21 protein-coding genes, 2 tRNA genes and 1 riboswitch are annotated in these 24026 nt (G+C 37.8%); of the genes, 2 read left to right on the forward strand and 21 right to left on the reverse strand.

The window, feature by feature from the left end; genetic code table 11:
* Nucleotides 1-220 precede the first annotated feature (220 nt).
* Nucleotides 221-415, forward strand: a complete 195-nt coding sequence (locus ACOI1C_RS03575; RefSeq protein ID WP_422508177.1) for an SRPBCC domain-containing protein — start codon at nt 221-223, stop codon at nt 413-415.
* Between the two features lie 118 nt (nt 416-533).
* Here ACOI1C_RS03575 and yihA read toward each other — a convergent pair whose 3' ends face one another.
* The 19 genes from yihA to ACOI1C_RS03670 form a co-directional block, all read right to left on the reverse strand.
* Entirely contained in the window at nt 534-1133 is a 600-nt protein-coding gene (yihA, locus tag ACOI1C_RS03580) for a ribosome biogenesis GTP-binding protein YihA/YsxC (protein WP_422508060.1), read from the reverse strand.
* 2 nt (nt 1134-1135) lie between these two features.
* On the reverse strand, nt 1136-3454 hold the full coding sequence (gene lon, locus ACOI1C_RS03585) for an endopeptidase La (RefSeq protein ID WP_422508062.1): 2319 nt from the start codon (nt 3452-3454) through the stop codon (nt 1136-1138).
* Nucleotides 3455-3869: 415 nt separating this feature from the next.
* Nucleotides 3870-5549, reverse strand: a complete 1680-nt coding sequence (lonB, locus tag ACOI1C_RS03590; RefSeq protein ID WP_422508064.1) for an ATP-dependent protease LonB — start codon at nt 5547-5549, stop codon at nt 3870-3872.
* Between the two features lie 314 nt (nt 5550-5863).
* Entirely contained in the window at nt 5864-7132 is a 1269-nt protein-coding gene (gene clpX / locus ACOI1C_RS03595) for an ATP-dependent protease ATP-binding subunit ClpX (RefSeq protein WP_422508066.1), read from the reverse strand.
* 304 nt (nt 7133-7436) lie between these two features.
* The gene (gene tig, locus ACOI1C_RS03600) at nt 7437-8723 is read right to left on the reverse strand and encodes a trigger factor (RefSeq protein ID WP_422508067.1); all 1287 of its coding nucleotides are present in this window, start codon (nt 8721-8723) and stop codon (nt 7437-7439) included.
* A gap of 183 nt (nt 8724-8906) precedes the next feature.
* Nucleotides 8907-9905: a tetratricopeptide repeat protein gene (locus tag ACOI1C_RS03605; RefSeq protein ID WP_422508069.1), complete on the reverse strand. Its 999-nt coding sequence runs from the start codon at nt 9903-9905 to the stop codon at nt 8907-8909.
* 126 nt (nt 9906-10031) lie between these two features.
* Nucleotides 10032-10105, reverse strand: a tRNA-Arg gene (locus ACOI1C_RS03610).
* 209 nt (nt 10106-10314) lie between these two features.
* Nucleotides 10315-10388, reverse strand: a tRNA-Gly gene (locus ACOI1C_RS03615).
* A 102-nt stretch (nt 10389-10490) separates the two neighbouring features.
* On the reverse strand, nt 10491-11000 hold the full coding sequence (locus ACOI1C_RS03620) for a metallophosphoesterase (RefSeq protein WP_422508071.1): 510 nt from the start codon (nt 10998-11000) through the stop codon (nt 10491-10493).
* Nucleotides 10997-11602, reverse strand: coding sequence for an XTP/dITP diphosphatase (locus ACOI1C_RS03625; protein ID WP_422508179.1), 606 nt, complete (start codon nt 11600-11602; stop codon nt 10997-10999). The genes ACOI1C_RS03620 and ACOI1C_RS03625 overlap by 4 nt, the downstream gene beginning before the upstream one ends.
* Complete coding sequence (gene rph / locus ACOI1C_RS03630; protein WP_422508073.1) at nt 11599-12357, reverse strand: ribonuclease PH; 759 nt, start codon at nt 12355-12357, stop codon at nt 11599-11601. The genes ACOI1C_RS03625 and rph overlap by 4 nt, the downstream gene beginning before the upstream one ends.
* Nucleotides 12358-12501: 144 nt before the next feature.
* Entirely contained in the window at nt 12502-13557 is a 1056-nt protein-coding gene (locus tag ACOI1C_RS03635) for a GerMN domain-containing protein (protein ID WP_422508181.1), read from the reverse strand.
* 506 nt (nt 13558-14063) lie between these two features.
* Nucleotides 14064-14861, reverse strand: a complete 798-nt coding sequence (gene racE, locus ACOI1C_RS03640) for a glutamate racemase (protein ID WP_422508075.1) — start codon at nt 14859-14861, stop codon at nt 14064-14066.
* 9 nt (nt 14862-14870) lie between these two features.
* On the reverse strand, nt 14871-15320 hold the full coding sequence (locus ACOI1C_RS03645; protein ID WP_422508077.1) for a MarR family winged helix-turn-helix transcriptional regulator: 450 nt from the start codon (nt 15318-15320) through the stop codon (nt 14871-14873).
* Nucleotides 15321-15563: 243 nt separating this feature from the next.
* The gene (gerE, locus tag ACOI1C_RS03650; protein ID WP_422508079.1) at nt 15564-15788 is read right to left on the reverse strand and encodes a spore germination transcription factor GerE; all 225 of its coding nucleotides are present in this window, start codon (nt 15786-15788) and stop codon (nt 15564-15566) included.
* A 135-nt stretch (nt 15789-15923) separates the two neighbouring features.
* Entirely contained in the window at nt 15924-16406 is a 483-nt protein-coding gene (locus ACOI1C_RS03655; RefSeq protein ID WP_422508081.1) for an acyl-CoA thioesterase, read from the reverse strand.
* Between the two features lie 152 nt (nt 16407-16558).
* The gene (gene sdhB / locus ACOI1C_RS03660) at nt 16559-17320 is read right to left on the reverse strand and encodes a succinate dehydrogenase iron-sulfur subunit (RefSeq protein ID WP_422508083.1); all 762 of its coding nucleotides are present in this window, start codon (nt 17318-17320) and stop codon (nt 16559-16561) included.
* A gap of 1 nt (nt 17321) precedes the next feature.
* Entirely contained in the window at nt 17322-19079 is a 1758-nt protein-coding gene (gene sdhA / locus ACOI1C_RS03665; protein WP_422508085.1) for a succinate dehydrogenase flavoprotein subunit, read from the reverse strand.
* Nucleotides 19080-19193: 114 nt separating this feature from the next.
* Nucleotides 19194-19823: a succinate dehydrogenase cytochrome b558 subunit gene (locus tag ACOI1C_RS03670; RefSeq protein ID WP_422508087.1), complete on the reverse strand. Its 630-nt coding sequence runs from the start codon at nt 19821-19823 to the stop codon at nt 19194-19196.
* A gap of 337 nt (nt 19824-20160) precedes the next feature.
* On the opposite strand from ACOI1C_RS03670, the gene ACOI1C_RS03675 reads away from it, so the two are divergent.
* Nucleotides 20161-20613 carry a YslB family protein gene (locus ACOI1C_RS03675; RefSeq protein ID WP_422508088.1) on the forward strand — a complete coding sequence of 151 codons (453 nt, stop codon included), beginning with the start codon at nt 20161-20163 and terminating at the stop codon, nt 20611-20613.
* Nucleotides 20614-20646: 33 nt separating this feature from the next.
* Here ACOI1C_RS03675 and ACOI1C_RS03680 read toward each other — a convergent pair whose 3' ends face one another.
* A complete protein-coding gene (locus ACOI1C_RS03680) occupies nt 20647-21879 on the reverse strand; it encodes an aspartate kinase (protein WP_422508090.1) in 1233 nt (410 codons plus the stop codon).
* A gap of 91 nt (nt 21880-21970) precedes the next feature.
* A riboswitch (Lysine riboswitch) is annotated at nt 21971-22152 on the reverse strand.
* A gap of 77 nt (nt 22153-22229) precedes the next feature.
* A complete protein-coding gene (gene uvrC, locus ACOI1C_RS03685) occupies nt 22230-24005 on the reverse strand; it encodes an excinuclease ABC subunit UvrC (RefSeq protein ID WP_422508092.1) in 1776 nt (591 codons plus the stop codon).
* Nucleotides 24006-24026: the final 21 nt, after the last annotated feature.

Raw genomic sequence — 24026 nt, forward strand, 5'->3', positions numbered from 1 at the left:
TAAATAATAAATGGAGGAATTTTAATGTCAAATACCATTCATCAAGAAATCATTTTTTAGGTAAACCCACATACAATTTATGATATTCTAACAGACTCTAAAAAATTTAGTGCAGTATCGGGTGGAGCTCCAGCTGCTATAAACTCAGAAGAAGAGGATCTTTTTCATTATTCGGTGGAATGGTAGAAGGAAGAATGATTGAATTGTAGAGAACAAACGAATCGTCCAAGCATGGCGTGCTAAAAGCTGGGAAGAGGGAGTTTATTCGTTGGCTAAGTTTGAACTGAAAGAACAAGGCTCTGAGACCTTATTAGTTTTTGACCATACGGGTTTTCCAGAAGGACAAGCTGAGCACCTATCTGTAGGTTGGAAGAATAATTATTTGAATCTTATTGAGAGCTATCTAAGCAAATAAACCTCCTTTAAAAAGGAATCCATAGCAACCAAAAATAAAGGAACTTGGATATCCAAGTTCCTTTACTTTTTTTCCGAGCAGTTTTGTGCTAAACAAGTTCAAAAAAAGGGAAAGCCACCTACTGGCTCTCCTTCTGATTTACATACCTCATCATTGTAGACCATGCTTCTTCCTTGCCAATTCCTTTTTCAGAAGAGAACAAAACAAGTGAATCTGTACTCTCCATTTGTAGAGTCTCTTTTACAACCTTTAGATGTTTTTGCCATTTTCCTTTAGGGATTTTATCTGCCTTTGTCGCAACCACCATGGTGGGAGTTTTATAATGCTTTAGGAATTCATACATCATTACGTCTTCCTTCGAGGGTGCATGACGAAGATCCACAATGAGTATAACGACCTTTAAGTGCTCACTCTTTGTAATATACGTCTCAATCATTTTACCCCATGCAGCTCGTTCTGATTTAGGTACCTTTGCATAACCATAACCTGGGACATCCACAAAATACATGATTTCATTAATAATAAAGAAATTCAAAGTTTGTGTTTTCCCCGGTTTTGAAGAGGTTCTAGCTAAGGCTTTTCGATTAATCATTTTATTAATGAATGAGGATTTCCCCACATTTGACCTTCCTGCAAGTGCGATTTGTGGTAAACCATCATTTGGATATTGTTCTGGTTTTACTGCGCTGATTACAATGTCAGCTGTATTTACTTTCATAATTACTCCCCTACTAACGCATGCTTTAATACTTCATCTAAATGAGCTACAAGCACATAATTTAAGTCATTTCTAACACTTTCCGGAATATCATCTAAATCTCTTTCGTTTTCCTTTGGAATAATAATCGTTGTGAGCCCAGCCCTGTGAGCACTTAATGACTTCTCTTTTAATCCACCAATCGGAAGCACACGCCCTCGTAAGGTAATTTCTCCAGTCATACCCACATTTTTTCTAACCGCTCTGCCTGTTAAGGCTGAAACCAATGCAGTGGCCATTGTTATGCCTGCAGAAGGTCCATCCTTTGGAACAGCCCCCTCTGGAACGTGTATATGAATATCGTTCTTTTCATTAAACTCTGGATCTATTTTTAATTCACTAGCCCTAGATCGAATATAACTAAATGCCGCTTGGGCTGATTCCTTCATGACATCACCGAGCTGACCAGTTAATATCAATTTTCCTTTACCAGGATTGACTGATACTTCGATGGAGAGCGTATCTCCACCAAATGCTGTATAGGCTAAACCTGTTGCCACACCTAGCTGGTCTTCAAGCTCTGCTTGACCGTAACGGAACTTTGGTTTTCCTAAAAATTCTTCTAAACGTTTTTCTGTTAGGATGATTTTATTTTGCTCACCAGACACAATAATTCTAGCCGCTTTTCGGCATAGTGTTGCAAGCTGTCTCTCTAAGCTACGAACACCTGCTTCTCTCGTATACATTCGTATGAGCTTAACTAGTGCCTCATCTCTCAATTGTAGATTCCCTTTTGATAAACCATGCTCTTTTACTTGCTTTTGAAGAAGATGCTCTTTGGCAATATGAACTTTTTCAAGCTCCGTATAGCCAGCAATTGTAATGATTTCCATTCGGTCTAACAAAGGTCCAGGAATAGTTGACAAGTTATTTGCCGTCGCAATAAACATGACTTTAGAAAGGTCATATGGTTCCTCAATGTAATGGTCACTAAAATTATGATTTTGCTCTGGATCAAGTACTTCAAGCATTGCAGCAGATGGATCTCCCCTAAAATCATTAGACATTTTATCGATTTCATCTAATAAAAAGACTGGGTTTATTGTACCCGCTTTCTTCATCCCTTGAATGATTCTTCCGGGCATTGCACCTACATACGTTCTACGGTGACCACGAACTTCAGATTCATCCCTTACTCCACCCAATGAAACACGGACAAAATGACGGTTTAAAGATCTAGCAATCGACTTTGCTAACGAAGTCTTCCCAACACCTGGAGGACCGACTAAGCAAAGGATTGGTCCTTTTAAGGACTGGGTTAGCTTTTGAACAGCTAAATACTCTAAAACACGTTCCTTTACTTTTTCAAGTCCATAATGATCCTCATCTAGAATGGATTCTGACCGTTTAAGGTCGAGAGTATCCTCTGTCGCATTCGTCCAAGGCAAGGATAAGAGCCACTCTATGTAGTTACGAATAACCGCACTCTCTGCTGAACTTGCAGGTATTTTTTCATAGCGCTCCAATTCTTTAAGAGCGGTTTCTTTAACAGATTCCGGCATACCGGCTTGTTCAATCTTATCTTTTAAAGTTGAAACTTCACCAGTTTTCCCTTCCTTGTCTCCCAGTTCTTTTTGAATGGCCTTCATTTGTTCACGCAAATAATATTCTTTTTGGGTGCGCTCCATTGACCGTTTGACACGTTGGCCAATTTTCTTTTCTAAATTTAAAACTTCTTTCTCATTATTAATAATATTGATCAGCTTATTTAATCGTTCTATTACAGAGAAGGTTTCAAGGATGTCTTGTTTATCCTTCATTTTCAACGGTAAGTGAGAAGCAATAAGGTCTGCAAGCCTACCAGGTTCTTCAATGTCTGAAATGGTCGCATAGGTCTCAGCAGAAACCTTTTTTGACAGTTTTATGTATTGCTCAAAATAGTCAAGTAAGGATCTCATTAATGCTTCTTCTTCAATATCCTTTGTCCCTGGATCATCTGTAATTGAAATTTTTACAGAAACGAAATCTTCATGATCTATAAATGTTTGAATTTCACCACGACTTAGCCCTTCGACTAGAACACGAATGGTACCATTTGGAAGCTTTAACATTTGTTTTACTTTTGACAATGTACCTACTTGAAAAACATCTTCTTCTTCAGGATTGTCTATGCCTGCATCCTTTTGCGTTGCTAAGAAGATTAAATGTTCTTCCATCATCGCTTTTTCTAAGGCCTGAACTGATTTTTCCCGTCCTACATCCAAATGTAAGACCATTGTTGGATAAACTAGAAGTCCTCTTAAGGGTAATAAAGGTATGACCATTTCCTTTTTCTTCGCCATTATGTATTGCACCTCCACGTGTAACAATCGTCTATAAGAAAAGCGTAAGCGCCCTGTTTAGCCAAGGCACAAGCATTTGTTCACAAGCAAAAGAAAAGGTTGCAATCCCCTTATATTGTTACAGATAATTTGAAAATAGCGGGGCTAAGTGCTGGAGCTTAACACAAAGCCAACTCAAGAAAACTTATATTTTCTAATTTACTAAGAAAATTTAACTAGTACCAAGCCTCTAATAATTAGCGTTGATTAGTTCCTCTAGAATGATGTTTAAAAAATGGTTTGTAAAGAGTATTGTTTTTCAATTCTATCTTACTTAGCTTGCATTTGTCTATTAAGGTGCAACGGACTATGTGCATAGTATGAATCTTTTCATAAAAATAACTCCGATTCTGATAACAAAATCGGAGTCACCTTGTTAAATAGATTCTGCTTTCGACTCGATTATGTTTGCGGATGCAGGAACAACCTTTGGAATTGGTGTAGAATGAGTCCGTTCAAACACAACCTCAAACACCTCGGATAAATGAGCCACTGGAAAAATTTCAATTCCACTTATCTCATTTAAAATAGACTGCATATTTTCTTTTGGGATAATAACCATGGTTGCCCCGGCAAGTTTTGCAGCCTTAACTTTTGCAAATACTCCTCCAACTGGCTTTACAAACCCATGTATACTGATTTCTCCCGTCATAGCAACGGTGTGCTTAATAGGAATATTATAAATGGCTGAGTAAATTCCTGTTGCCATCGCTACACCTGCTGAAGGTCCATCAACTGGAATACCACCTGGAAAATTAACATGGATATCATAATCAGATGCTGGAACTTTTAACGTTCTTAACACCGTTAGTACGTTTTCGATTGAGCCTTTCGCCATACTTTTTCTTCTAACAGACTTCCCTCGATCTCCTATACTTTCCTCTTCAACTATTCCAGTAATATTTATAGATCCCTTTTCAAGAGCTGGTATAACAGTTACTTCTATCTCTAGCAACGCGCCTGTGCTCGGACCATATACAGCCAGTCCATTAACAAGTCCAACTTTAGGTTCGTCATTGATCTTTTTCTCATGCCTTGGTGATAATTGGCTAGAATGAATGACCCACTCAATATCCTTAGTTAGGATTGAGGATCGATCTTCGGAAATAGCCAATCCAGCTGCAATTTGTACAAGGTTAACAGCTTCTCGTCCATTTCTGGCATAGGTTGAAAGAATTCGAATCCCGTCTTCTGCCATATTCATGTCTATTTTAGCCGCAGCTATTTTCGCAACAGTAGCTAGCTCTTCGGGCTCCAGTTCTCTAAAGAAGACCTCTAAACAACGTGATCGAATAGCTGGTGGTAGCTCATTGGGTGTTCGAGTCGTTGCCCCAATCATCCTGAAATCAGCTGGTAGTCCATTTTGAAAAATATCATGGATATGTGTTGGTATGGATGTGTTCTCTTCATTATAGTAGGCACTCTCTAGAAATACTTTTCTATCTTCTAGTACCTTAAGCATCTTATTCATTTGAATTGGGTGTAATTCACCAATTTCGTCAATAAACAAAACTCCTCCATGAGCATGAGTAACTGCGCCTTGTTTGGGCTGAGGAATACCTGCTTGTCCCATTGCTCCAGCTCCTTGATATATAGGATCATGAACGGAACCAATTAACGGATCTGCTATCCCTCTCTCATCAAATCTTGCCGTAGTCGCATCAAGTTCAATAAAAACAGCCTCTCTCTTAAATGGAGACTTTGAATTTCTCTTTGCTTCCTCTAAAACGAGCCTAGCAGCAGCTGTTTTCCCGATACCTGGAGGACCATAAATAATGACATGCTGAGGATTAGGTCCGCATAATGCTGCTTTTAAAGCCCTGATTCCATCTTCTTGGCCAACTATATCCTCAAAACATGTGGGTCTTACTTTTTCACTAAGGGGCTCTGTTAATGAAATGGATCTCATTTTTCTAAGCTGTTCCATTTCCTTGCGCGATTCTTTATCAATTGAAACCTTTTGAGTACGTTGATTTCGAAGTAAATTCCAAAAATATAACCCTATAATCACACCGAAAAATAATTGAATAAATAAAGCGATGCCAGTCCAACTCATGTTATACCTCCTCTTAAGATCCTATGTCTTCTGTTAAACATTAGTATCTCCCTGTAAGAGTTGGACTAAACCATAAAGTGAAACTTCTACTATGGATAAAATTGTGAAATATATTCAAATTCAAACTGTAGTCTGGCTCAGGAATGTCACTATCAAGGTATAGAGTGGAAAAAGAACATTCTGTAACTGAAGGATTGGGATCAAAAGTGAATTTCCCCCATCCCAAACCTAACCGAAGTAGTTTTCTACTGTAAATTTAAGAAAGGCAAAAAAACCGGGTGGGAGTGTCCCAACCGGTTTATTAGTATTATAGTTTAGGCAGAATCCTTCTTATCCTGTCCGGAAAGAACAGTACCGTCTTTAAGAACAAGCTTAGGTGTATTTTCACCTGTTACTGTTTCTAATGTGATCATACATTTTCCGACATCCTGTTGTGAAGGCAAATCATACATGACATCTAGCATAATTCCCTCAATAATAGAACGCAAACCACGAGCACCTGTTTTTCTTTCAATAGCTCTCTTCGCAATCTCAGTCAGTGCTTTTTCTTCAAAGTCTAGCTCCACATTATCAATTTCCAGCAGTTTTTGATACTGCTTTATAAGTGCATTCTTAGGCTTTGTTAAGATTTCCACTAGTGCTGATTCATCTAAGACTTCTAGGTTTGCAATGACTGGTAAACGTCCAATAAACTCTGGGATTAGACCGAATTTCAGAAGATCTTCTGGTAATACTTTTGACAATAGTGATACGTCACCAGTATCTTCTTGATTCGAACCTGCTCCAAAACCAATTACCTTTTTACCGAGACGGCGTTTAATAATTTGCTCAATTCCATCAAAAGCCCCACCACAAATAAATAAGATATTTGTCGTATCGATTTGAATGAATTCTTGATGTGGATGCTTTCTTCCACCTTGAGGAGGAACGCTTGCAACGGTCCCTTCAAGGATCTTTAATAGAGCTTGCTGAACCCCTTCACCAGAAACATCACGTGTAATGGAAGGATTTTCTGATTTACGAGCCACTTTATCTATTTCATCAATATAAATAATACCTTTTTCAGCCTTTTCCACATCATAATCAGCAGCCTGAATTAGCTTTAACAAGATATTTTCTACATCTTCACCAACATAGCCTGCTTCTGTTAGCGAAGTAGCATCTGCAATAGCAAACGGAACATTTAGAATTCTAGCTAAGGTTTGCGCTAAAAGTGTTTTCCCACTACCTGTCGGACCAATCATGGCAATATTACTCTTTGAGAGCTCTACATCATCAATCTTACTATTAGAGTTAATTCGTTTGTAATGATTGTAAACCGCCACTGCCAAAGACTTCTTAGCAGAGTCTTGACCAATTACATATTCATCAAGTATGTCCCTAATTTCCTTCGGCTTGGGAACATCTTTAAATTCAACTTCCTCTTCTGTTCCTAGTTCTTCTTCTACGATTTCAGTACATAATTCAATACATTCATCACATATATAAACACCTGGCCCAGCTACGAGTTTTCGTACCTGATCTTGTGTTTTACCACAAAACGAACATTTAAGCTGTCCTTTTTCATCGTTAAATTTAAACAACGAACTCACCCCTTACATTACTGCAGTATGCCAAGCAAAAAGTCTTTTTCTCTGTTTTCATCAAGTACTTGGAAATTGTCTAATAATTTGTTATGTATTGCATTTTACCATAATTGCTGTTTTGAGAGGTAATAATAAGCCTCTTTAAGTATGTATTAGTTTTAAGTATGTTTTTAAACGTTTAGAGCTCTTCTATAGCTTTTCACCAACGTGCTTATGTATACTTCTTAAATATTGTCAAACTAGGATAGTTAAAACAAAGGCACGAACAAGTCGCGCCTTTTTTTTACCTGCTACTAAATTATTATGCAGTAGCTTTACTATTATCTACTAAAAAATCAATTGCTTTGCGGATTTTTATATCTTCTTTAAGAAGATCAACATTTCCAATCATATTCTTTATGTTTTCCACTGTTGTTTGGTACATTACTGACATTTTCTCAAGTTCTTCTGCTAATTCCTCATCAGAAACTTGAAGGTTTTCAGCTTGTGCAATTGCTTCTAATGTTAAGTTCATACGAACACGCTTTTCTGCATCCTCAGACATTTGAGTGCGGAGTGCCTCTTCATCAGTCCCTGAGAATTGGAAGTATAGTTCAAGGTTCATACCTTGACCTTGTAAACGTTGCTCGAATTCACGAAGCATGCGATCTTGTTCTGTTTTTACCATAGCCTGTGGAATGTCAATTGTTGCATTCTCTGTTGCTTGGTCAACAAGTGCGTCTCTTAATTTATTTTCTGATTCTTGTTTTCTTGTCTCTTCTAATCGTGCCAATGTCTTAGCTTTAAGCTCTGCTATTGTTTCAACCTCTTCATTTAGATCCTTAGCAAACTCATCATCTAAAGCTGGAAGTTCTTTTGCTTTAATTTCGTGAATTTTCACTTTGAATGTTGCCGGCTTCCCAGCTAAATCTGCAGCATGGTATTCTTCTGGGAAAGTTACATCAACATCTTTCTCTTCACCAGTCGCAACACCTACTAATTGATCTTCAAATCCAGGAATAAAGTTACCAGAACCGATTACTAAAGAAAAATTCTCTGCATCTCCGCCTTCAAAAGTAACTCCGTCAACAAACCCTGTGAAGTCCATGATAACAGTGTCCCCATCTTCAATGGTTCCTTCTTCTTTTACAACAAGCTCAGCGTGACGCTCTTGTAATTGCTTTAACTCTTGATCTACATCTTCGTCTGATACATTTGTATCAAGCATTTCAACTTCTAAGTTTTTGTATTCACCTAGCACTACTTCTGGCTTAACAGTAACTTTCGCAGTGAAAATTAGGTTCTGACCCTTTTCAATTTGTTCAATGTCGATTTCAGGACGATCAATTGGATCAATCCCAGTTTCTTTAATAGCATTTTCGTAAGCAGTTGGTAAAAGAATATCTAGTGCATCTTGGTACAATGACTCTACACCAAATCGTTTTTCAAACATACCACGTGGAACCTTCCCTTTTCGGAAACCTGGCACGTTAACTTTTGATACGACTTTCTTGAATGCTTCGTCAATACCCTTATTAACTGTTACAGCATCTACCTCGATTGTTAAGATTCCTTCATTACCTTCTAACTTTTCCCATTTAACTGACATTTATACTTTCCCTCCGTTATCTATTTCTCTGAGCCACCTGAGGATATGTGAAACTTGTCCTAATGGATTAACTACATTTCTATGTATACCCTGATTATATAATGGCAAGACATTGATTATTTTACAGCCATTCTATTATAACATAGAAATGGATGCTTTCAATAAGATAACCCGTGCAATGTATTATTCAATCCATGAAATTTCTTCTATTTCTCGAATTCTCCCGCAGCAGTATACTAAATCAGTACTTGCTATATTGTACAAATCTGCGATTTCCTCGGGTTCAACGTCTATTCCGTGAAAATCATAGCCAATTTTATGTAGGCCTGCAGCCCAAGTGGAAGCTTCCTCAGGACTAGGAATAAAAGGATACATAACATAAAGATGTCGATGCCACATTTCCTTCACGACTTCAAACAGGCTTGGATTCTCGTTTCCTAATGTGTCATCAAGTTGTTGAAGAACAGCCAAAGTAAAAAAATGTGTCTCAGTAGCATGTAGTTCTTCGGTTTTACAATTCATATGCTGACCAAACTTTTCTATTTCAACTGAACGTTGTATTTCTTTTTCAATAAACATATGTAGGATCGCTGTTTTAATCATAGGATGTTTTGATTCATTTTGTAAAAACTTATCTACAGTGTCATAAGCAAAGGAAATTCCTAGACGTTCATTCCGAAGAGCTTGGACGATGCTCCACTGCTCGGAAATGGAGATATCCTCGAGGAGTCTTTCAACCTCCATTAATGGTTTCTCTGTATGATCACTCGTTGTCATTTTTCGGCTAAAGTCTAAAAGCCTGTAGAAGTTTTCCACCGTATGGGGCGGTATTTTACCTTCCTGGAGAACAGCCTCAATGGTCATTTCAACCTCATCATATTGCTGGAGCTGGATGAGTATTGTTATGAAAATTTGCAATACTTCATAATAGTCCCCAATATCTTGTTGCAGCATGGCTTGACATCGTTCTTTAGCTTCGTCTAAAAAGTCCAACTCTAACATACAAATGACAATCCCAAGTTGGACTTCGTGGAGTTGGTCATCGAGTTTAAGTGTCTGCTGCAGCAATTCAAGTGCTTCTTCAAATTTCTTTTGCTGTAATGCTTCCATCCCTTTATCTAATAACCGTTGCTGTAGATTGGGGAAAGGAACCACTTTACCTTCGTACTTACTTTTTTTCATGTTTTCTCCTAAACTAATCATGAATTTCAGATTCAGTTTACCAACTACATAAACGAAATACAAGCAACAATATTTAAAAAACCTTTTCTTTAAGAGAAAAGGTTTTTGTTGTTGATATGTAATGGATGTCCCAGGAGAGATTCGAACTCCCGACCCACGCCTTAGAAGGGCGTTGCTCTATCCAGCTGAGCTACTGAGACATAATATAAAGTTAATATTTTTTAAATGACTACAAAATCCGTTTTACTGCTAGTAGATCCCATTCCAATTTCAGAAAGATTATTCAAATTGTTGCTCAATCGGTATGCTGAAGTAATTTCAGAGAAGCATATTCGGGCGAGCTGAGCTACTGAGACATAATATAAAGTTTTAATGACTACAGAATCCGTTTACTGCTAGTAAATCATACTGGAGCGGGTGATGAGAATCGAACTCACGACATCAGCTTGGAAGGCTGAGGTTTTACCATTAAACTACACCCGCATTTATTAACTTTGTTTATCAGCGACATTTATTATTATATGCAACTTAGGAATAGAAGTCAACACTTTTTTTATAAACATTATTGTAAAGAGGTTTCCCTCTTCACAACTTATAAGTACGGCATAGTTCAAGCACTTGATCATGCTTATGATTGTAAAAGATCACATTTAATTCGGTAGTATGTAACTCAAGTATACAATAAGTTTTGTCTCTTCTTCCACGTGGTAAATGAATACTACCTGGATTGATAAAAACCGTTTGATCTATTTTCTCGCTACCTGCCAAGTGCGAGTGACCAAAACAAACAATATTGGCTCCCAATTCCTCTGCTCTGTAATGTAAATTCATTAATGTCATTTTAACATTATACAAATGTCCATGTGTAGCAAAAATTTTACTTGTTGTAAAATCTAGTAGCCTGTCATTCGGGAGGTTCTGATCAAGGTCACAATTACCTCGTACAACTGTAAAACCATCAATTGCTTCATGATCAAAAGGTAACTCTGAGTCCCCGCAGTGTATCATATAGTCAACTGACATTCCGTACTTCTGCTTTATTTGAAATAACTCTTCCTCTAATCCGTGAGAGTCACTTATTATTAGTACATTCACCCTAGATTTACCAGTGAAGAGTTTATTTGCTCTCTTAGTTTCTTCAAGGCATGAGCACGGTGACTTATTTTATTTTTCTCTTCTTTCGATAGCTGTGCCATTGTTTGATACAACTCTTTAGGTATGAAGATTGGATCATACCCAAACCCGTTCGTGCCCATGGGTTCTTTTGTTATGTGCCCCTCACATATACCCTCCACTACAATGGTCGATTTGGAAGGGACGGCAAGAGCTAAGGCACAATGGAACCTAGCTGTTCTCTTTGAAGCTTGTATTCCACTAAGCTCATGAAGAACCTTATTTATATTATCTAGATCATTCTTATGTATTCCTGCGTAGCGTGCTGAAAATATTCCTGGCTCACCATCAAGAGCATCAACCGAAAGCCCTGAATCATCTGCTATAACTATTTCATTTAATACATTAGCTATGCCTTCTGCTTTTAACAGGGCATTTTCTTTAAAGGTACTACCCGTCTCCTCAATATCAGGAGCCCCTGAAATATCTAAAAGAGATAAAACTTCATATCCATTTTTTTCAAAAAACGCTTGAAACTCTTTAACTTTTCCGGAATTTTTTGTAGCAATAATTATTTTCTTCACCATTTGCTCTCTCTTAGATCCAAACGATTACTTAATTCTTCACCCAGTACATGCTTTTGGATTTGAATTAATTCTTTTATTCCTTTTTCAGCTAAATCTAATAAGTCATTTAATTGACTTCTAGAAAAATTGGCTTCTTCTCCAGTTCCTTGTAACTCAACAAATTCTCCATGCCCAGTCATGACAACGTTCATATCAACATCCGCCTTGGAATCTTCAATGTAATTTAAATCTAATATCGCTCCATGTTCACGGTCAATCCCAACTGAAGTGGCCGCTAAAAAACCCTTTATAGGAAAAACACTTGATAATTTTCTATCTGATAATCTGGATAATGCAAGAACCATGGCTACATAAGCGCCAGTAATAGAAGCAGTCCTTGTCCCACCATCAGCTTGAATTACGTCGCAATCTATCCAAATGGTACGTTCACCCAGCTTGTCAAGATCTACGACAGATCGCAAAGCACGGCCGATCAATCTTTGTATTTCCATCGTCCGCCCGGAGACCTTTCCTCTACTTGATTCCCTAATGTTTCTCTGTTCTGTCGCTCTTGGTAGCATAGAGTACTCGGCTGTAACCCATCCTTTACCTTGACCGCGCATAAACGGAGGTACCTTTTCCTCAATGCTTGCCGTACAAATTACTTTTGTTTCTCCAACAGTAATGAGAACTGACCCTTCTGCATGTTTAATATAATCTTTCTCTATATGTACTTTTCTTAAATCATGTTGTACTCTACCATCAACTCGCATGTATGATTCCTCCTGCTTGTATTCATCACCCAAATTAGTATGACCAACAAGTTCTTAATAAACAACCTAAAAAGAGGCAGCAATTCTCGGCTACCTCTTTTTTAGTATATGTTATTTTATGTTTATAAGCTATAAAATATTAGATTAAAACTCACCCGTGTTGACAGTCTGTGGTCTAACAACAGGCTCTGAAAGCTCTTTACCACCTACTTGAATAGATACACTTTCCACGCCTGGTTGTTCTGTTAAACTCAGAACTAAGGAATTTAGAACATGTTTTGAGACCATCGTTTTTTCTAGGTTTCCAAAAATAGCCTCATTAAAATTAAGTGTAACTACCCCATCTTTATACTCAGGATCAGAGAGTAATTCAGCCTCTAAATTGAACTCAGATACTAGTCCTGATACTAAACTAGGACCATCAATAAGCTCTTTAACTACAGTTGCCATAATCTTATTTTCGTCACTTATTGCACTAACTCTGCGTGTGATTGGAACATAATATGTGTGATCATCACCTTGCTGTGATAAGAAGTAAAGAGTTAATAGATCGCTGTTCATAACATCAACGACACCTGAATTATCCACATTTATTCCATCAGCACGTGTTAATTCACCTTGAATAGGTGTCTTGTTCACAGGCATTTCATTTTGATCATGACCATTAATTTTGATTTTAACGTTTTTAATCGATTCAAATTGAGTGAGTGTCCAAGTAATAGATTCTAGAATTCTCTTCTCATCTTCTGCTTTGTATTCAGCAAATTCAGGAGAAAAGTTAACAACCAGAGTTCCATCCTCTAAGAGATTGGTTGTCATTTCAGTACCAGCTGGTAAAACAGCTCTAAATCCATTTGGTAACATATTACTTACCGGTCCACCGTCCACTAGATATTCTAACACCTGTTTTGCAGGAGCTTCCGCTTTTGGTAATTGAAAAGATTCCGGAACAACAAATCCTTTGTCATCAATTAAATAAAGCTCATGAGTGACCATTTCAGCTGTTGCATCATCCTGAGTATCTGTTGAAGTCTCATCCTCAGATGTACCTTCTTCTAATTTCGTGCCATCCTCGTTATAGGTTACATCTTGCGGAGGATCAATTTCCTTCATCGCTGGTTCTCCCCCAAATAATCCGCACCCAGAAAGCAGTACTGTTGAAACGATAACCGTAGTAGCAATTTTCGCTTTTGGAAACATACGCATCTAAATCCCTCCAAAGGTAGTTTGTACTACCATATATACGAGCTATAGTTTTGATTTAGACCCGCTTGTCAGAATTTTTTTTGGACAAAGAGAAATTTATATACTGATTATCCCACTAGCTCAGAATAAGTAGTCGTGTTGGTGTTTTTCTTTAAGCTCTTTCTCTAAAAAGTGGTCAAGCAACCCTTAAATAAAGTAGTTGGTCGGAACCAAAGGTGCTAGGGCACCTGCTTAGAGCAGTGGGACAGGTGAGACTCAACACATGGCGTTCTCGGCCGAGGAGGCTCACCGCCCACCCCGGGGAATGGTGCATCCTCTCGTTACAATCAACCCCTATTCTAAAAAGCAACAACGTTTTTCGAAAAACAGATTTTCTATAGAAGATCCCAAATAGACACATATTTGACCTTTTCTTAAAAACAATTGGTGTCGGAGAATGTCGTTCTGAGTTAAAGGGATCATCATTTTAAAAATTAAAAAACATGACATCTAAAAAGACATCATGTTAGCTGAATCACTTGTATCTGCTCAATATTTTGCTGAAAAAGCTTATTGGCAACCTTCTGAAAAGCTTCCTTTGTTCCAGTCGTCAAAAATAAATGATCCTTACATTGACCACTTTTATTCACCAGACGACTGTGATATAAAATGGTACTCACCTCTCTGGCCGTTTCAGATCCAGATGAAATTAGTTGAACATGCTGTCCCATTACCTCTTGGATGATTGGAGCCAATAAAGGATAATGTGTACAGCCAAGAATTAATGTATCAATATTCTCATCAGCAATTGGTAGTAGTTCTTCTGCAACAATCCGGTAAGTCTCTTCTGTTTCATATTCGCCCGACTCAACAATTGGAACAAACCTTGGACAAGCTAGTCCTTTTATTTGTAATTTATTACTAATTGAATGAAGCGCTGTTTCATAAGCTCTGCTTTGAATCGTGCCGTTAGTCCCTATCACACCAATTTGTTTATTCTTAGTTACTTTAACTGCTGATCGTGCACCAGGGTGAATAACACCTATGACTGGAATTTTTAAGGTTTGCTGTATTTCTTCCAAGACGGCGGCTGTTGCAGTATTACATGCGATTACGAGCATTTTTATATCAAACTGGAGTAGAAAATTAGTCATCTCCCAGGTGAATTTCTTTACCTCTTCAAGTGGTCTTGGACCGTAAGGACATCTTAACGTATCACCTAAGTAGACGATTTGCTCCTTAGGTAACTGTCGTATGATTTCCTTTGCAACCGTTAGACCTCCCACACCTGAGTCTATGACACCAATTGGTCTATTCAAGCGATCGCCTCATTCTTTCATTTCTTGATGTAATTTCCCTAAAAGTTTCTCTAAAAGGACTGTCTCTTCTCTCGTAAAAGAAGATAGCACCTCTGATAAGTATACTTGTCTCTTATCGATAACCTCTTCAATAATCCTAGCACCTTCATCTAATAGATGAATTCGAACTACACGACGATCATTCTCGTCCTTCACTCGAACAACTAATAGATTTTTCTCCATACGATCAATTAGGTCTGTCGTAGTACTGCATGCCAAATACATTTTATTTGATAATTCTCCGATTGTCATATCTCCATTTTCATGAAGCCACTGCAAGGCAACGAATTGCGGCGGGGTGATGGTATAATGATTGAGGATTTCTCTTCCCTTTTGTTTAATAATGGCTGCAATATATCTTAGCGATTTCTCGGAATCAGCAACAATATTATCTATGTTTTCTACTTGATTTTGGGACATAACACACTCCTCCTAAGGAATACTACAAATTTACTACATATAAAGCATAACCATAATTAGTCTATCAGTTTCATTCTCTACTTTTTTTCACGAAATTTCAAGAAAAAGCTGTTATTTACTCGGTATTTTCCTCATAAATTGGAGAATTAGGTAATTTAGGAGTTTGGTGTCTAACAAGCCCTTTAACTAGTCCTAGGCGATTATGTAGAAAGCCGGCATCTGGATTAGATAGCCGGCTACTTTCTAAAGCTCTAGTTGCCCCATACGAAGGAGCTCTACAACTGCTTGTGAACGCCCCTTAACTCCAAGCTTTTGCATAGCGTTGGAAATATGATTCCGAACCGTTTTCTCACTAATAAACAACTCTCCTGCTATTTCCTTAGTTGTTTTATCCTGTACTAACAATTCGAAGACTTCTCTTTCTCTTTTGGTGAGCAATGGCTTTGGTTGAAAGTCTTTCTCCTTCAATTGTTGTGACCCTCCTTGCTAAGGTGCGAGCTGACTGCCTGGATTGGGTATATATTTAGTCAACATATAGTATGTGAAAAGGAGTCTTGCTGTTACTAGTTCTGTTCGTTTAAGTGAAAAGTTTTCAAATCTATATTATTGATGGGTTAGCCCAGCTCGGATTGTTTCCATTGTGGAATGAAGTATGAGTCTCCATTCCTCATTCCATTCAGTCGCTTTACCACTATCCTTATTAATTTGAACAATCGTACCTCTCCCCACAAAGGCAAGTTGTCCATCAGCTTTTAGACATTGGTAATGAAGATCCAGTGATGTTCTACCTATTTTATTGATTTTCACAAAAACCTCCAGCACTTCATCAAAAAAAGTCTGTGCTAAAAAATCACATTGTAAATCTGCTGCAACAGGAATAAGGGTACTATCTTGATTCATCCAATTCTGCATTAAACCTAAGGACTTAAAAAATTCAATTCTTGCTTCTTCAAGATACGTAAAGACTGTCGTATTGTTTACGTGTCCAAACATATCTGTTTCACAGAACCTCACTTTGATTGGTAATGAAAATACAAATCCTTGTTGCCATATCTCAACATTCTCTATGTACGTTGCTCTATTCATTTTTTTCTCCTCCTAGTTGTCATAAACCTTTTGAATACACGGGAACTATATTGTTCAACAAAATTCCCACTCAAAAAGAGCAAGTGCATTTCATTAACCTATTAAAAATAGCCTCTTCATGGCTTCATGAAGAGGCTATTACCATTTACTTCTTATATTTCGTCACTACCAAAGAAATTTCTAAACATTTGAACTGTAGTATCACGATTTAATGCTGCAATTGATGTTGTTAAAGGGATACCCTTTGGACAAGATTGAACACAGTTTTGTGAGTTTCCACAGTTAGCAAGACCACCGTCACCCATTAACGCATCTAATCGTTCAGACTTATTCATCGCACCGGTTGGGTGAGCATTGAATAAACGAACTTGAGAAAGTGGAGCCGGACCTATAAAGTTTGAATTACTGTTTACATTTGGACATGCCTCTAAACAAACACCACATGTCATACACTTTGATAATTCATATGCCCATTGACGCTTCTTTTCAGGCATACGAGGACCAGGACCTAAATCGTACGTTCCATCAATAGGAATCCAAGCCTTTACCTTTTTTAATGAATCAAACATACGACTTCTGTCGACTTGTAGGTCACGAACAACAGGGAAGGTTCTCATTGGCTGAAGGCGGATTGGTTGCTCAAGCTGATCTACTAGCGCCGTACAGGATTGTCTCGGCTTACCGTTAATGACCATGGAACAGGCACCACATACTTCTTCAAGGCAATTCATGTCCCAAGTAATTGGAGCTGTTTCATTTCCTTCAATATCAACAGGATTTCTACGAATCTCCATTAAAGCCGAAATGACATTCATATTCGGACGATAATCTAATTCAAAAGTTTGATCATAAGGGGCAGCCTCTGGGCTGTCTTGTCTAGTAACAATAAAACGAACTTTTTTCGTTTCGCTCATTTTAGTTCTCCCCCTCTTTTTTCTTAGAGTAGTCACGCTTACGTGGCTGGATTAAGGAAGTGTCAACTTCTTCATAATGGAAAACTGGCGCATTTTCATTAAACTTAGCCATTGTAGTCTTTAAGAAATCTTCATCATTACGTTCTGGGAATTCGGGCTTATAGTGAGCACCACGGCTCTCATTACGGTTAAGTGCACCAATTGTAATTACACGAGCTAGATGAAGCATGTTTTCTAATTGACGTGTAAACGTTGCTCCTTGATTACTCCATTTTGCTGTATCATTCATATTAATATTTTGAAAACGCTCAAGAAGTTCTTGAATTTTATCGTCTGTCTTCTGTAGCTTTTCGTTTGTACGAACAACTGTCACATTGTCAGTCATCCATTCACCAAGCTCCTTATGAAGAACATATGCATTTTCTTTTCCGTCCATCGACATGATATTTTGGATTCTTTCTTCTTCTTGTTTTACATAACGTTCAAAAACAGAAGAGCTGATATCATCTGATCTCTTTTTAAGACCCTTCATATACTCAACTGCCTTCGGTCCAGCAACCATTCCACCATAAATAGCAGATAGTAATGAGTTTGCCCCTAAGCGGTTTGCACCGTGCATGGAGTAGTCACATTCACCAGCAGCGAATAAACCAGGAATGTTTGTCATTTGGTCATAATCTACCCATAATCCACCCATTGAATAGTGAACAGCAGGGAATATCTTCATCGGAACTTTACGAGGGTCATCACCCATAAACTTTTCATATATCTCAATAATTCCACCGAGCTTTATATCAAGCTCTTTTGGATCTTTATGTGAAAGGTCAAGGTATACCATGTTCTCGCCGTTAATTCCTAACTTTTGCTCTACGCATACGTCAAAAATTTCACGAGTCGCGATATCACGTGGAACTAGATTTCCATAAGCAGGGTACTTTTCTTCAAGGAAGTACCAAGGCTTACCATCTTTATATGTCCAAACACGTCCACCTTCACCACGAGCTGATTCACTCATTAAACGAAGCTTATCATCTCCAGGAATGGCTGTAGGGTGAATCTGAATAAATTCCCCGTTCGCATAATGGACACCTTGTTTATAAGCGATTGATGCTGCAGAACCTGTATTGATAACAGAGTTTGTTGATTTTCCAAAAATAATTCCAGGTCCACCTGTTGCCAAAATGACAGCATCAGCAGCAAAGGATGTAATCTCCATAGATGTTAGATTTTGCGCAACGATCCCACGGCAAATTTCTTCATCATCTAAAACTGAACCTAGAAATTCCCAGCCTTCATACTTTTGTACGAGTCCAGCAACTTCATATCGACGTACTTGCTCATCTAGCGCATAAAGCAGCTGTTGTCCAGTTGTTGCTCCAGCAAATGCTGTGCGACTGTGCTGTGTTCCACCAAAACGTCTGAAGTCCAATAATCCCTCGGGTGTCCGGTTAAACATTACACCCATTCGGTCCATTAAATGAATAATCCCAGGTGCTGCTTCAGTCATCGCTTTTACTGGAGGTTGGTTGGCTAAGAAGTCTCCACCATAAACGCTATCGTCAAAATGCTCCCAAGGTGAGTCACCTTCACCTTTTGTATTAACTGCGCCATTAATTCCACCTTGTGCACAAACTGAGTGAGAACGTTTTACAGGTACAATTGAAAATAGATCTACTGATACGCCTACTTCTGCAGCCTTAATAGTTGCCATAAGACCTGCAAGTCCTCCACCAACAACTATAATCTTCCCTTTACTCATTTTGACTCACTTCCTTCTATAAGGATCTTTTTTAGGACGAGCTGGGTACTCTCAGAACTAAAAGATAATATTGTAAAATCATATTCTAGTATTTTCAAACTAATAGTCTTTTTCTTACATATTAGCTAATGCTGGATCAATGAAAGCAAAGATTGTACGAACTCCAACGTATGAAAGAGCAACGAATAATCCTAACGTTACATATGTTGAAATCAGCTGTGAACGTGGTGTTACTGTAACTCCCCAACTAACGAAGAACGACCACAATCCGTTTGCAAAATGAAAGACAGTTGAAACCACACCCACAATATAGAATACTAGCATTGCAGGATTGCTTAGAATAGATTCCATCATATCAAAGTTTACTTCTGCTCCGAATGCAGCGGCAATTCTCGTTTCCCATACATGCCATGAGACGAAAATCAATGTTACGACACCAGTTATTCGTTGTAAAATGAACATCCAATTACGGAAGTACCCATATTTACTCACATTATTTTTTGCGGTAAACGCAATATAAAGTCCGTATACTGCATGATAAAGTAATGGTAGAAAAATAATAAGGGCTTCTAATACATACCTAAACGGTAAATGCTCCATAAATTGAGCAGCGCTATTAAACGATGATGCACCTTTTGTTGCAAATTGGTTGACGACTAAATGTTGAATTAAAAAGATACCGACAGGAATAACACCTAGTAATGAGTGCAATCTGCGGTTTAAGAATTCACGATTTCCAGCCATGTTTTACCCCCCTTGATAGTTACATGTTCAATAAATAATTGACCAATAATAATAAGAATGAAAACCTTTGCATTTCTTTCGTTAAAATGCGACAAGTTTATTTTACTCTTAGTGACTAAGTGCGTCAAGAATACGTATACAAATATATCTTCCTTTTTATACATAAGTATATATAACCTTATAAAATAATAGTATCATTTGTAGGTGTGTTCTTACAGTTGAAATTATTGAGTAATGCTCCAATTTATGTAATATAATAATGCTTATGGATATTCATAAATTCGAGTAGCAACAATAGATCTTTTCCCACTTAGAATGGGATGAAAGAGGGATGAAAATGAAGCAACTAACTATGAAAGAGCAACTTTCTCATTTTGAGCATTTACATACAACAGGACTAGCCTATGAACTGATCCGCGAAATATTAATCCCAGACTTACTTGGCAAAGAGCTTCCCTCTATTCTTTATTGGTCGGGGAAAAATATAGCAAGAAAATATCCCGTAACCTCAGAAGAAGAAATAAAAGAATTCTTCAGGAATGCTGGGTGGGGCGACTTATCCGTTGTTGAAATCAAATCAAATGGAGTTGAACTTGAGCTTCGAAGTGATTTTATTACAGCAAGAAATCAATCTAGAAAAGGATCAAGCTATCAACTTGAAGCTGGTTTCTTAGCTCAACAATTCGAACAGCTCCAACATCTGGTAACAGAGGCTTATGAAGACCAGAATAAACGAAGTAATATTGTGCATTTTACCGTTAAATGGGATAAAAAGGACCCGATTGAATAATGAAAGGATCTGCTACAGGCAGATCCTTCTTTTTTATACGGTTTGCTCGACTGTTAATTCTAGATTAAACGCTGCATGTAAGGCCTCTACAGCATGGATCATCTTTCCTTCTTCTACAACGGTTGACACCTTAATTTCAGACGTACTCACCATTTTCACTTGAATTTGATTGCTAGCTAGAGCATCAAACATCTCAGCAGCTACACCAGGATTAGATATCATTCCAGACCCTACGATCGAAACCTTCGCCAGCCCACTTTCGTTTTCAATGGATTCAAAACCTAGGCCAGATCTATTTGAATCCAGTACTGATAAGGTTTCTTCTAAATCTGATGTCTGAATGGAGAACGAAAGGTTTGTAAAGTCCTCACTAGTCATACTTTGAATGATAATATCCACGTTAATTCCATTTTTCGCTAGTTTCGAAAAAATTGTAGATAAAGAGTATAGGCCATTTGGAAGACCTCTTATCGTAACACGTGTCACTTCGTCTTCAAATGCAATCCCTCTTACAATTAAGTTATTTTCCATTGATATTTCCTCCTCAATTCTCGTCCCGTTCACGTTTTCTATACTTGAGCGAACTTCTAAAGGTATTGAATAATTTTTCGCGAATTCTACAGCCCTTGGGTGCAAAACTCCTGCCCCTAAATTAGCAAGTTCTAGCATCTCATCGTATGAAACAGAATGAAGTTTTCTAGCTGTTTTCACATAACGAGGGTCGGTTGTAAACACACCTGTAACATCCGTATAAATATCGCATTTTTCAGCTTTAAGTGAAGCGGCAATTGCGACAGCAGTTGTGTCTGATCCACCCCTACCTAATGTTGTAATAGCAGAATCTATTGTAGCACCTTGAAAACCAGCCACGATGACCACTTTTCCCTCATTCAAAAGCTGATGGATACGATTGCTTTCAATATCAACGATACGAGCATTCCCATGAATGGATTCTGTCTTTATTCCCGCTTGCCAGCCCGTTAGTGAGATGGCATCATGACCTTTAGATTGAATGGCAATGGCTAGTAATGCTATTGAAATTTGCTCGCCTGTTGTTAATAGCATGTCCATTTCACGTTTATCTGGATTTTTCGTAATTTGATTGGCTAGCTTTACTAACTCATCGGTTGTTTTCCCCATTGCTGACACTACCACCACTACTTGATTCCCACGGTTTATCTCTTGAATGACTCGAGTTGCTACATTTTGAATTCTATCTACAGAACCCACTGATGTTCCACCAAACTTTTGAACAATAATCCCCACGGTCCCCACTACCTTCTATTAAATTTGAGCAAAATAAAAAAAGCAATGAGAGCATCTCATTGCTTGAACGTTTTTATTAATACGTCCTCGCGAGTGAGATAGCTCTCCAAACAGATCTACTGTCTGACAATCTTGCATTTATTAAATGCAACACCAGCAAAGAGAAACATGAGATTTCCTTTCGCTTCGGCGACACAACCCTTTCCATAAACATCATTAGAGCTCATTCTCTTCTGATTATGTACTATTGAAGTTCGCACCTCTACCATCACTTCATCGAACTGAAGTGTTTTATTAAATTAAATTAAATTTTAACAGAGGTAGACTTAGAAAACAACCATATCTTCAGCTTACTCCTCGTTTAACTTTGCTACAATCAGTTCTGCCGCTGATTTTGGTACTCCAGCTGAAGCAATTTCTTCAACAGTAGCTTCCTTCATCTTCTTTACAGAACCGAAGTGCTTTAAAAGCATTTTCTTCCTTTTTTCCCCTACACCTGGTATGTCATCGAGAATAGATTGGAATACATTTTTTCCTCGTAGCTGTCGATGAAAGGTAATCGCAAATCGGTGTACTTCATCTTGTATTCGCTGAAGCAAGTAAAATTCCTGGCTGTTTCTTTCTAATTGAACATAATGAAAAGGATCGCCTATGATTAACTCTGATGTTTTATGTTTGTCGTCTTTGACTAAGCCAACGATAGGTAAATCCAACCCAAGTTCATTCTCTATTACATCCTTTGCAGCAGTTAGATGACCTTTCCCTCCATCTATAATAATCAAATCAGGTAATGGTAGGTTTTCTTTCAAGATACGTGTATACCTTCTACTAACTACTTCCCTCATAGAAGCGTAATCATCAGGGCCTTGTACACTCTTAATTTTATATTTTCTGTACTCTCTCTTTTCTGGTTTCCCATCAATAAACACAACCATAGCAGAGACTGGATTTGTACCTTGTATGTTCGAGTTATCAAACGCTTCAATACGATAAGGTGTAGCAATACCAATTTTTTTTCCTAAGTTATCAATTGCCTTTACCGTTCTTTCTTCCGTCCGTTCGATCAAAGAGAACTTATCTTCAAGGGCAAGTCGAGCGTTTTTACATGCAAGCTCTACTAATTCCTTTTTCTTCCCCTTTTTCGGCTGATAAACACTCACTTCTAGTAACTGTTCAACTAGATTCGTTTCTATTTGATCAGGAAGTAAAATTTCCTTCGGTTTAAAATGATGGTTCTCGAGATAAAATTGACCAAGAAAAGTAATGAATTCCTCATGCGGATCTGCATATACCGGAAAAAGAGATACATCTCTTTCAATGAGCTTTCCTTGTCGAATAAAAAATACTTGAACACACATCCAGCCTTTATTGTAAGTAAAACCGAAAACATCTCGGTCGACTAAATCGGTCATCATCATCTTTTGCTTTTCCATAGTAGCTTCAATATGAGCAATTTGGTCTCTAAATTCCTTTGCTCGTTCAAAGTCCATACCCTCTGATGCGATATACATCTTTTGGGTCAACTCAGCTTTTATTTCCTGATACCCACCATTAAGAAATCGATTAATACCTTCGACCATCACCTTATTTTCATTATCAGAGACATCGTTCACACATGGTGCTAAACATTGTCCAATGTGATAATATAGGCAAACTTTATTGGGGATAGTGGAGCACTTTCTTAAAGGGTAGATTCGGTCAAGCAATCTTTTGGTTTCATTTGCTGAGTATACGTTAGGATAAGGCCCAAAGTATTTCCCTTTATCCTTTTTAACTTGACGGGTGATGATAAGCCTTGGGTGTTTTTCATTGGTAATCTTGATGAAAGGGTAGGTTTTGTCATCCTTTAAATTGATATTATATTTGGGACTATGTTTTTTAATTAGATTAATTTCTAAGACTAGTGCTTCAATATCTGAAGAGGTAACAATATATTCAAAGTCATCAATCTCTCCAACAAGTCGTTGCGTCTTACCATCATGTGAACCTGTAAAATAGGACCGAACGCGATTTTTTAATACTTTTGCTTTTCCGATATATATAATAGACCCTTGTCTGTCTTTCATTAAATAACAGCCTGGTTGGTCAGGGAGAATCGCTAATTTTTCTTTCAAAAGACTATTCACACATTCTCCTCCTTCCTTCCC

The organism is Bacillus sp. DJP31 (genome assembly GCF_049310945.1).
Lineage (GTDB): Bacteria > Bacillota > Bacilli > Bacillales > SA4 > Bacillus_BS.

Excerpts from the sequence above, each read along its gene's own strand:
- sdhA (WP_422508085.1), bottom strand. The coding sequence starts at position 19,079 with ATGAGTAAAGGGAAGATTATAGTTGTTGGTGGAGGACTTGCAGGTCTT.
- yihA (WP_422508060.1), bottom strand. The coding sequence starts at position 1,133 with ATGAAAGTAAATACAGCTGACATTGTAATCAGCGCAGTAAAACCAGAA.
- ACOI1C_RS03655 (WP_422508081.1), bottom strand. The coding sequence starts at position 16,406 with ATGAATAGAGCAACGTACATAGAGAATGTTGAGATATGGCAACAAGGA.
- tig (WP_422508067.1), bottom strand. The coding sequence starts at position 8,723 with ATGTCAGTTAAATGGGAAAAGTTAGAAGGTAATGAAGGAATCTTAACA.
- lon (WP_422508062.1), bottom strand. The coding sequence starts at position 3,454 with ATGGCGAAGAAAAAGGAAATGGTCATACCTTTATTACCCTTAAGAGGA.
- sdhB (WP_422508083.1), bottom strand. The coding sequence starts at position 17,320 with ATGAGCGAAACGAAAAAAGTTCGTTTTATTGTTACTAGACAAGACAGC.
- ACOI1C_RS03675 (WP_422508088.1), top strand. The coding sequence starts at position 20,161 with ATGAAGCAACTAACTATGAAAGAGCAACTTTCTCATTTTGAGCATTTA.
- lonB (WP_422508064.1), bottom strand. The coding sequence starts at position 5,549 with ATGAGTTGGACTGGCATCGCTTTATTTATTCAATTATTTTTCGGTGTG.
- ACOI1C_RS03645 (WP_422508077.1), bottom strand. The coding sequence starts at position 15,320 with ATGTCCCAAAATCAAGTAGAAAACATAGATAATATTGTTGCTGATTCC.
- ACOI1C_RS03605 (WP_422508069.1), bottom strand. The coding sequence starts at position 9,905 with ATGAAAAAAAGTAAGTACGAAGGTAAAGTGGTTCCTTTCCCCAATCTA.
- ACOI1C_RS03670 (WP_422508087.1), bottom strand. The coding sequence starts at position 19,823 with ATGGCTGGAAATCGTGAATTCTTAAACCGCAGATTGCACTCATTACTA.
- ACOI1C_RS03635 (WP_422508181.1), bottom strand. The coding sequence starts at position 13,557 with ATGTTTCCAAAAGCGAAAATTGCTACTACGGTTATCGTTTCAACAGTA.
- rph (WP_422508073.1), bottom strand. The coding sequence starts at position 12,357 with ATGCGAGTTGATGGTAGAGTACAACATGATTTAAGAAAAGTACATATA.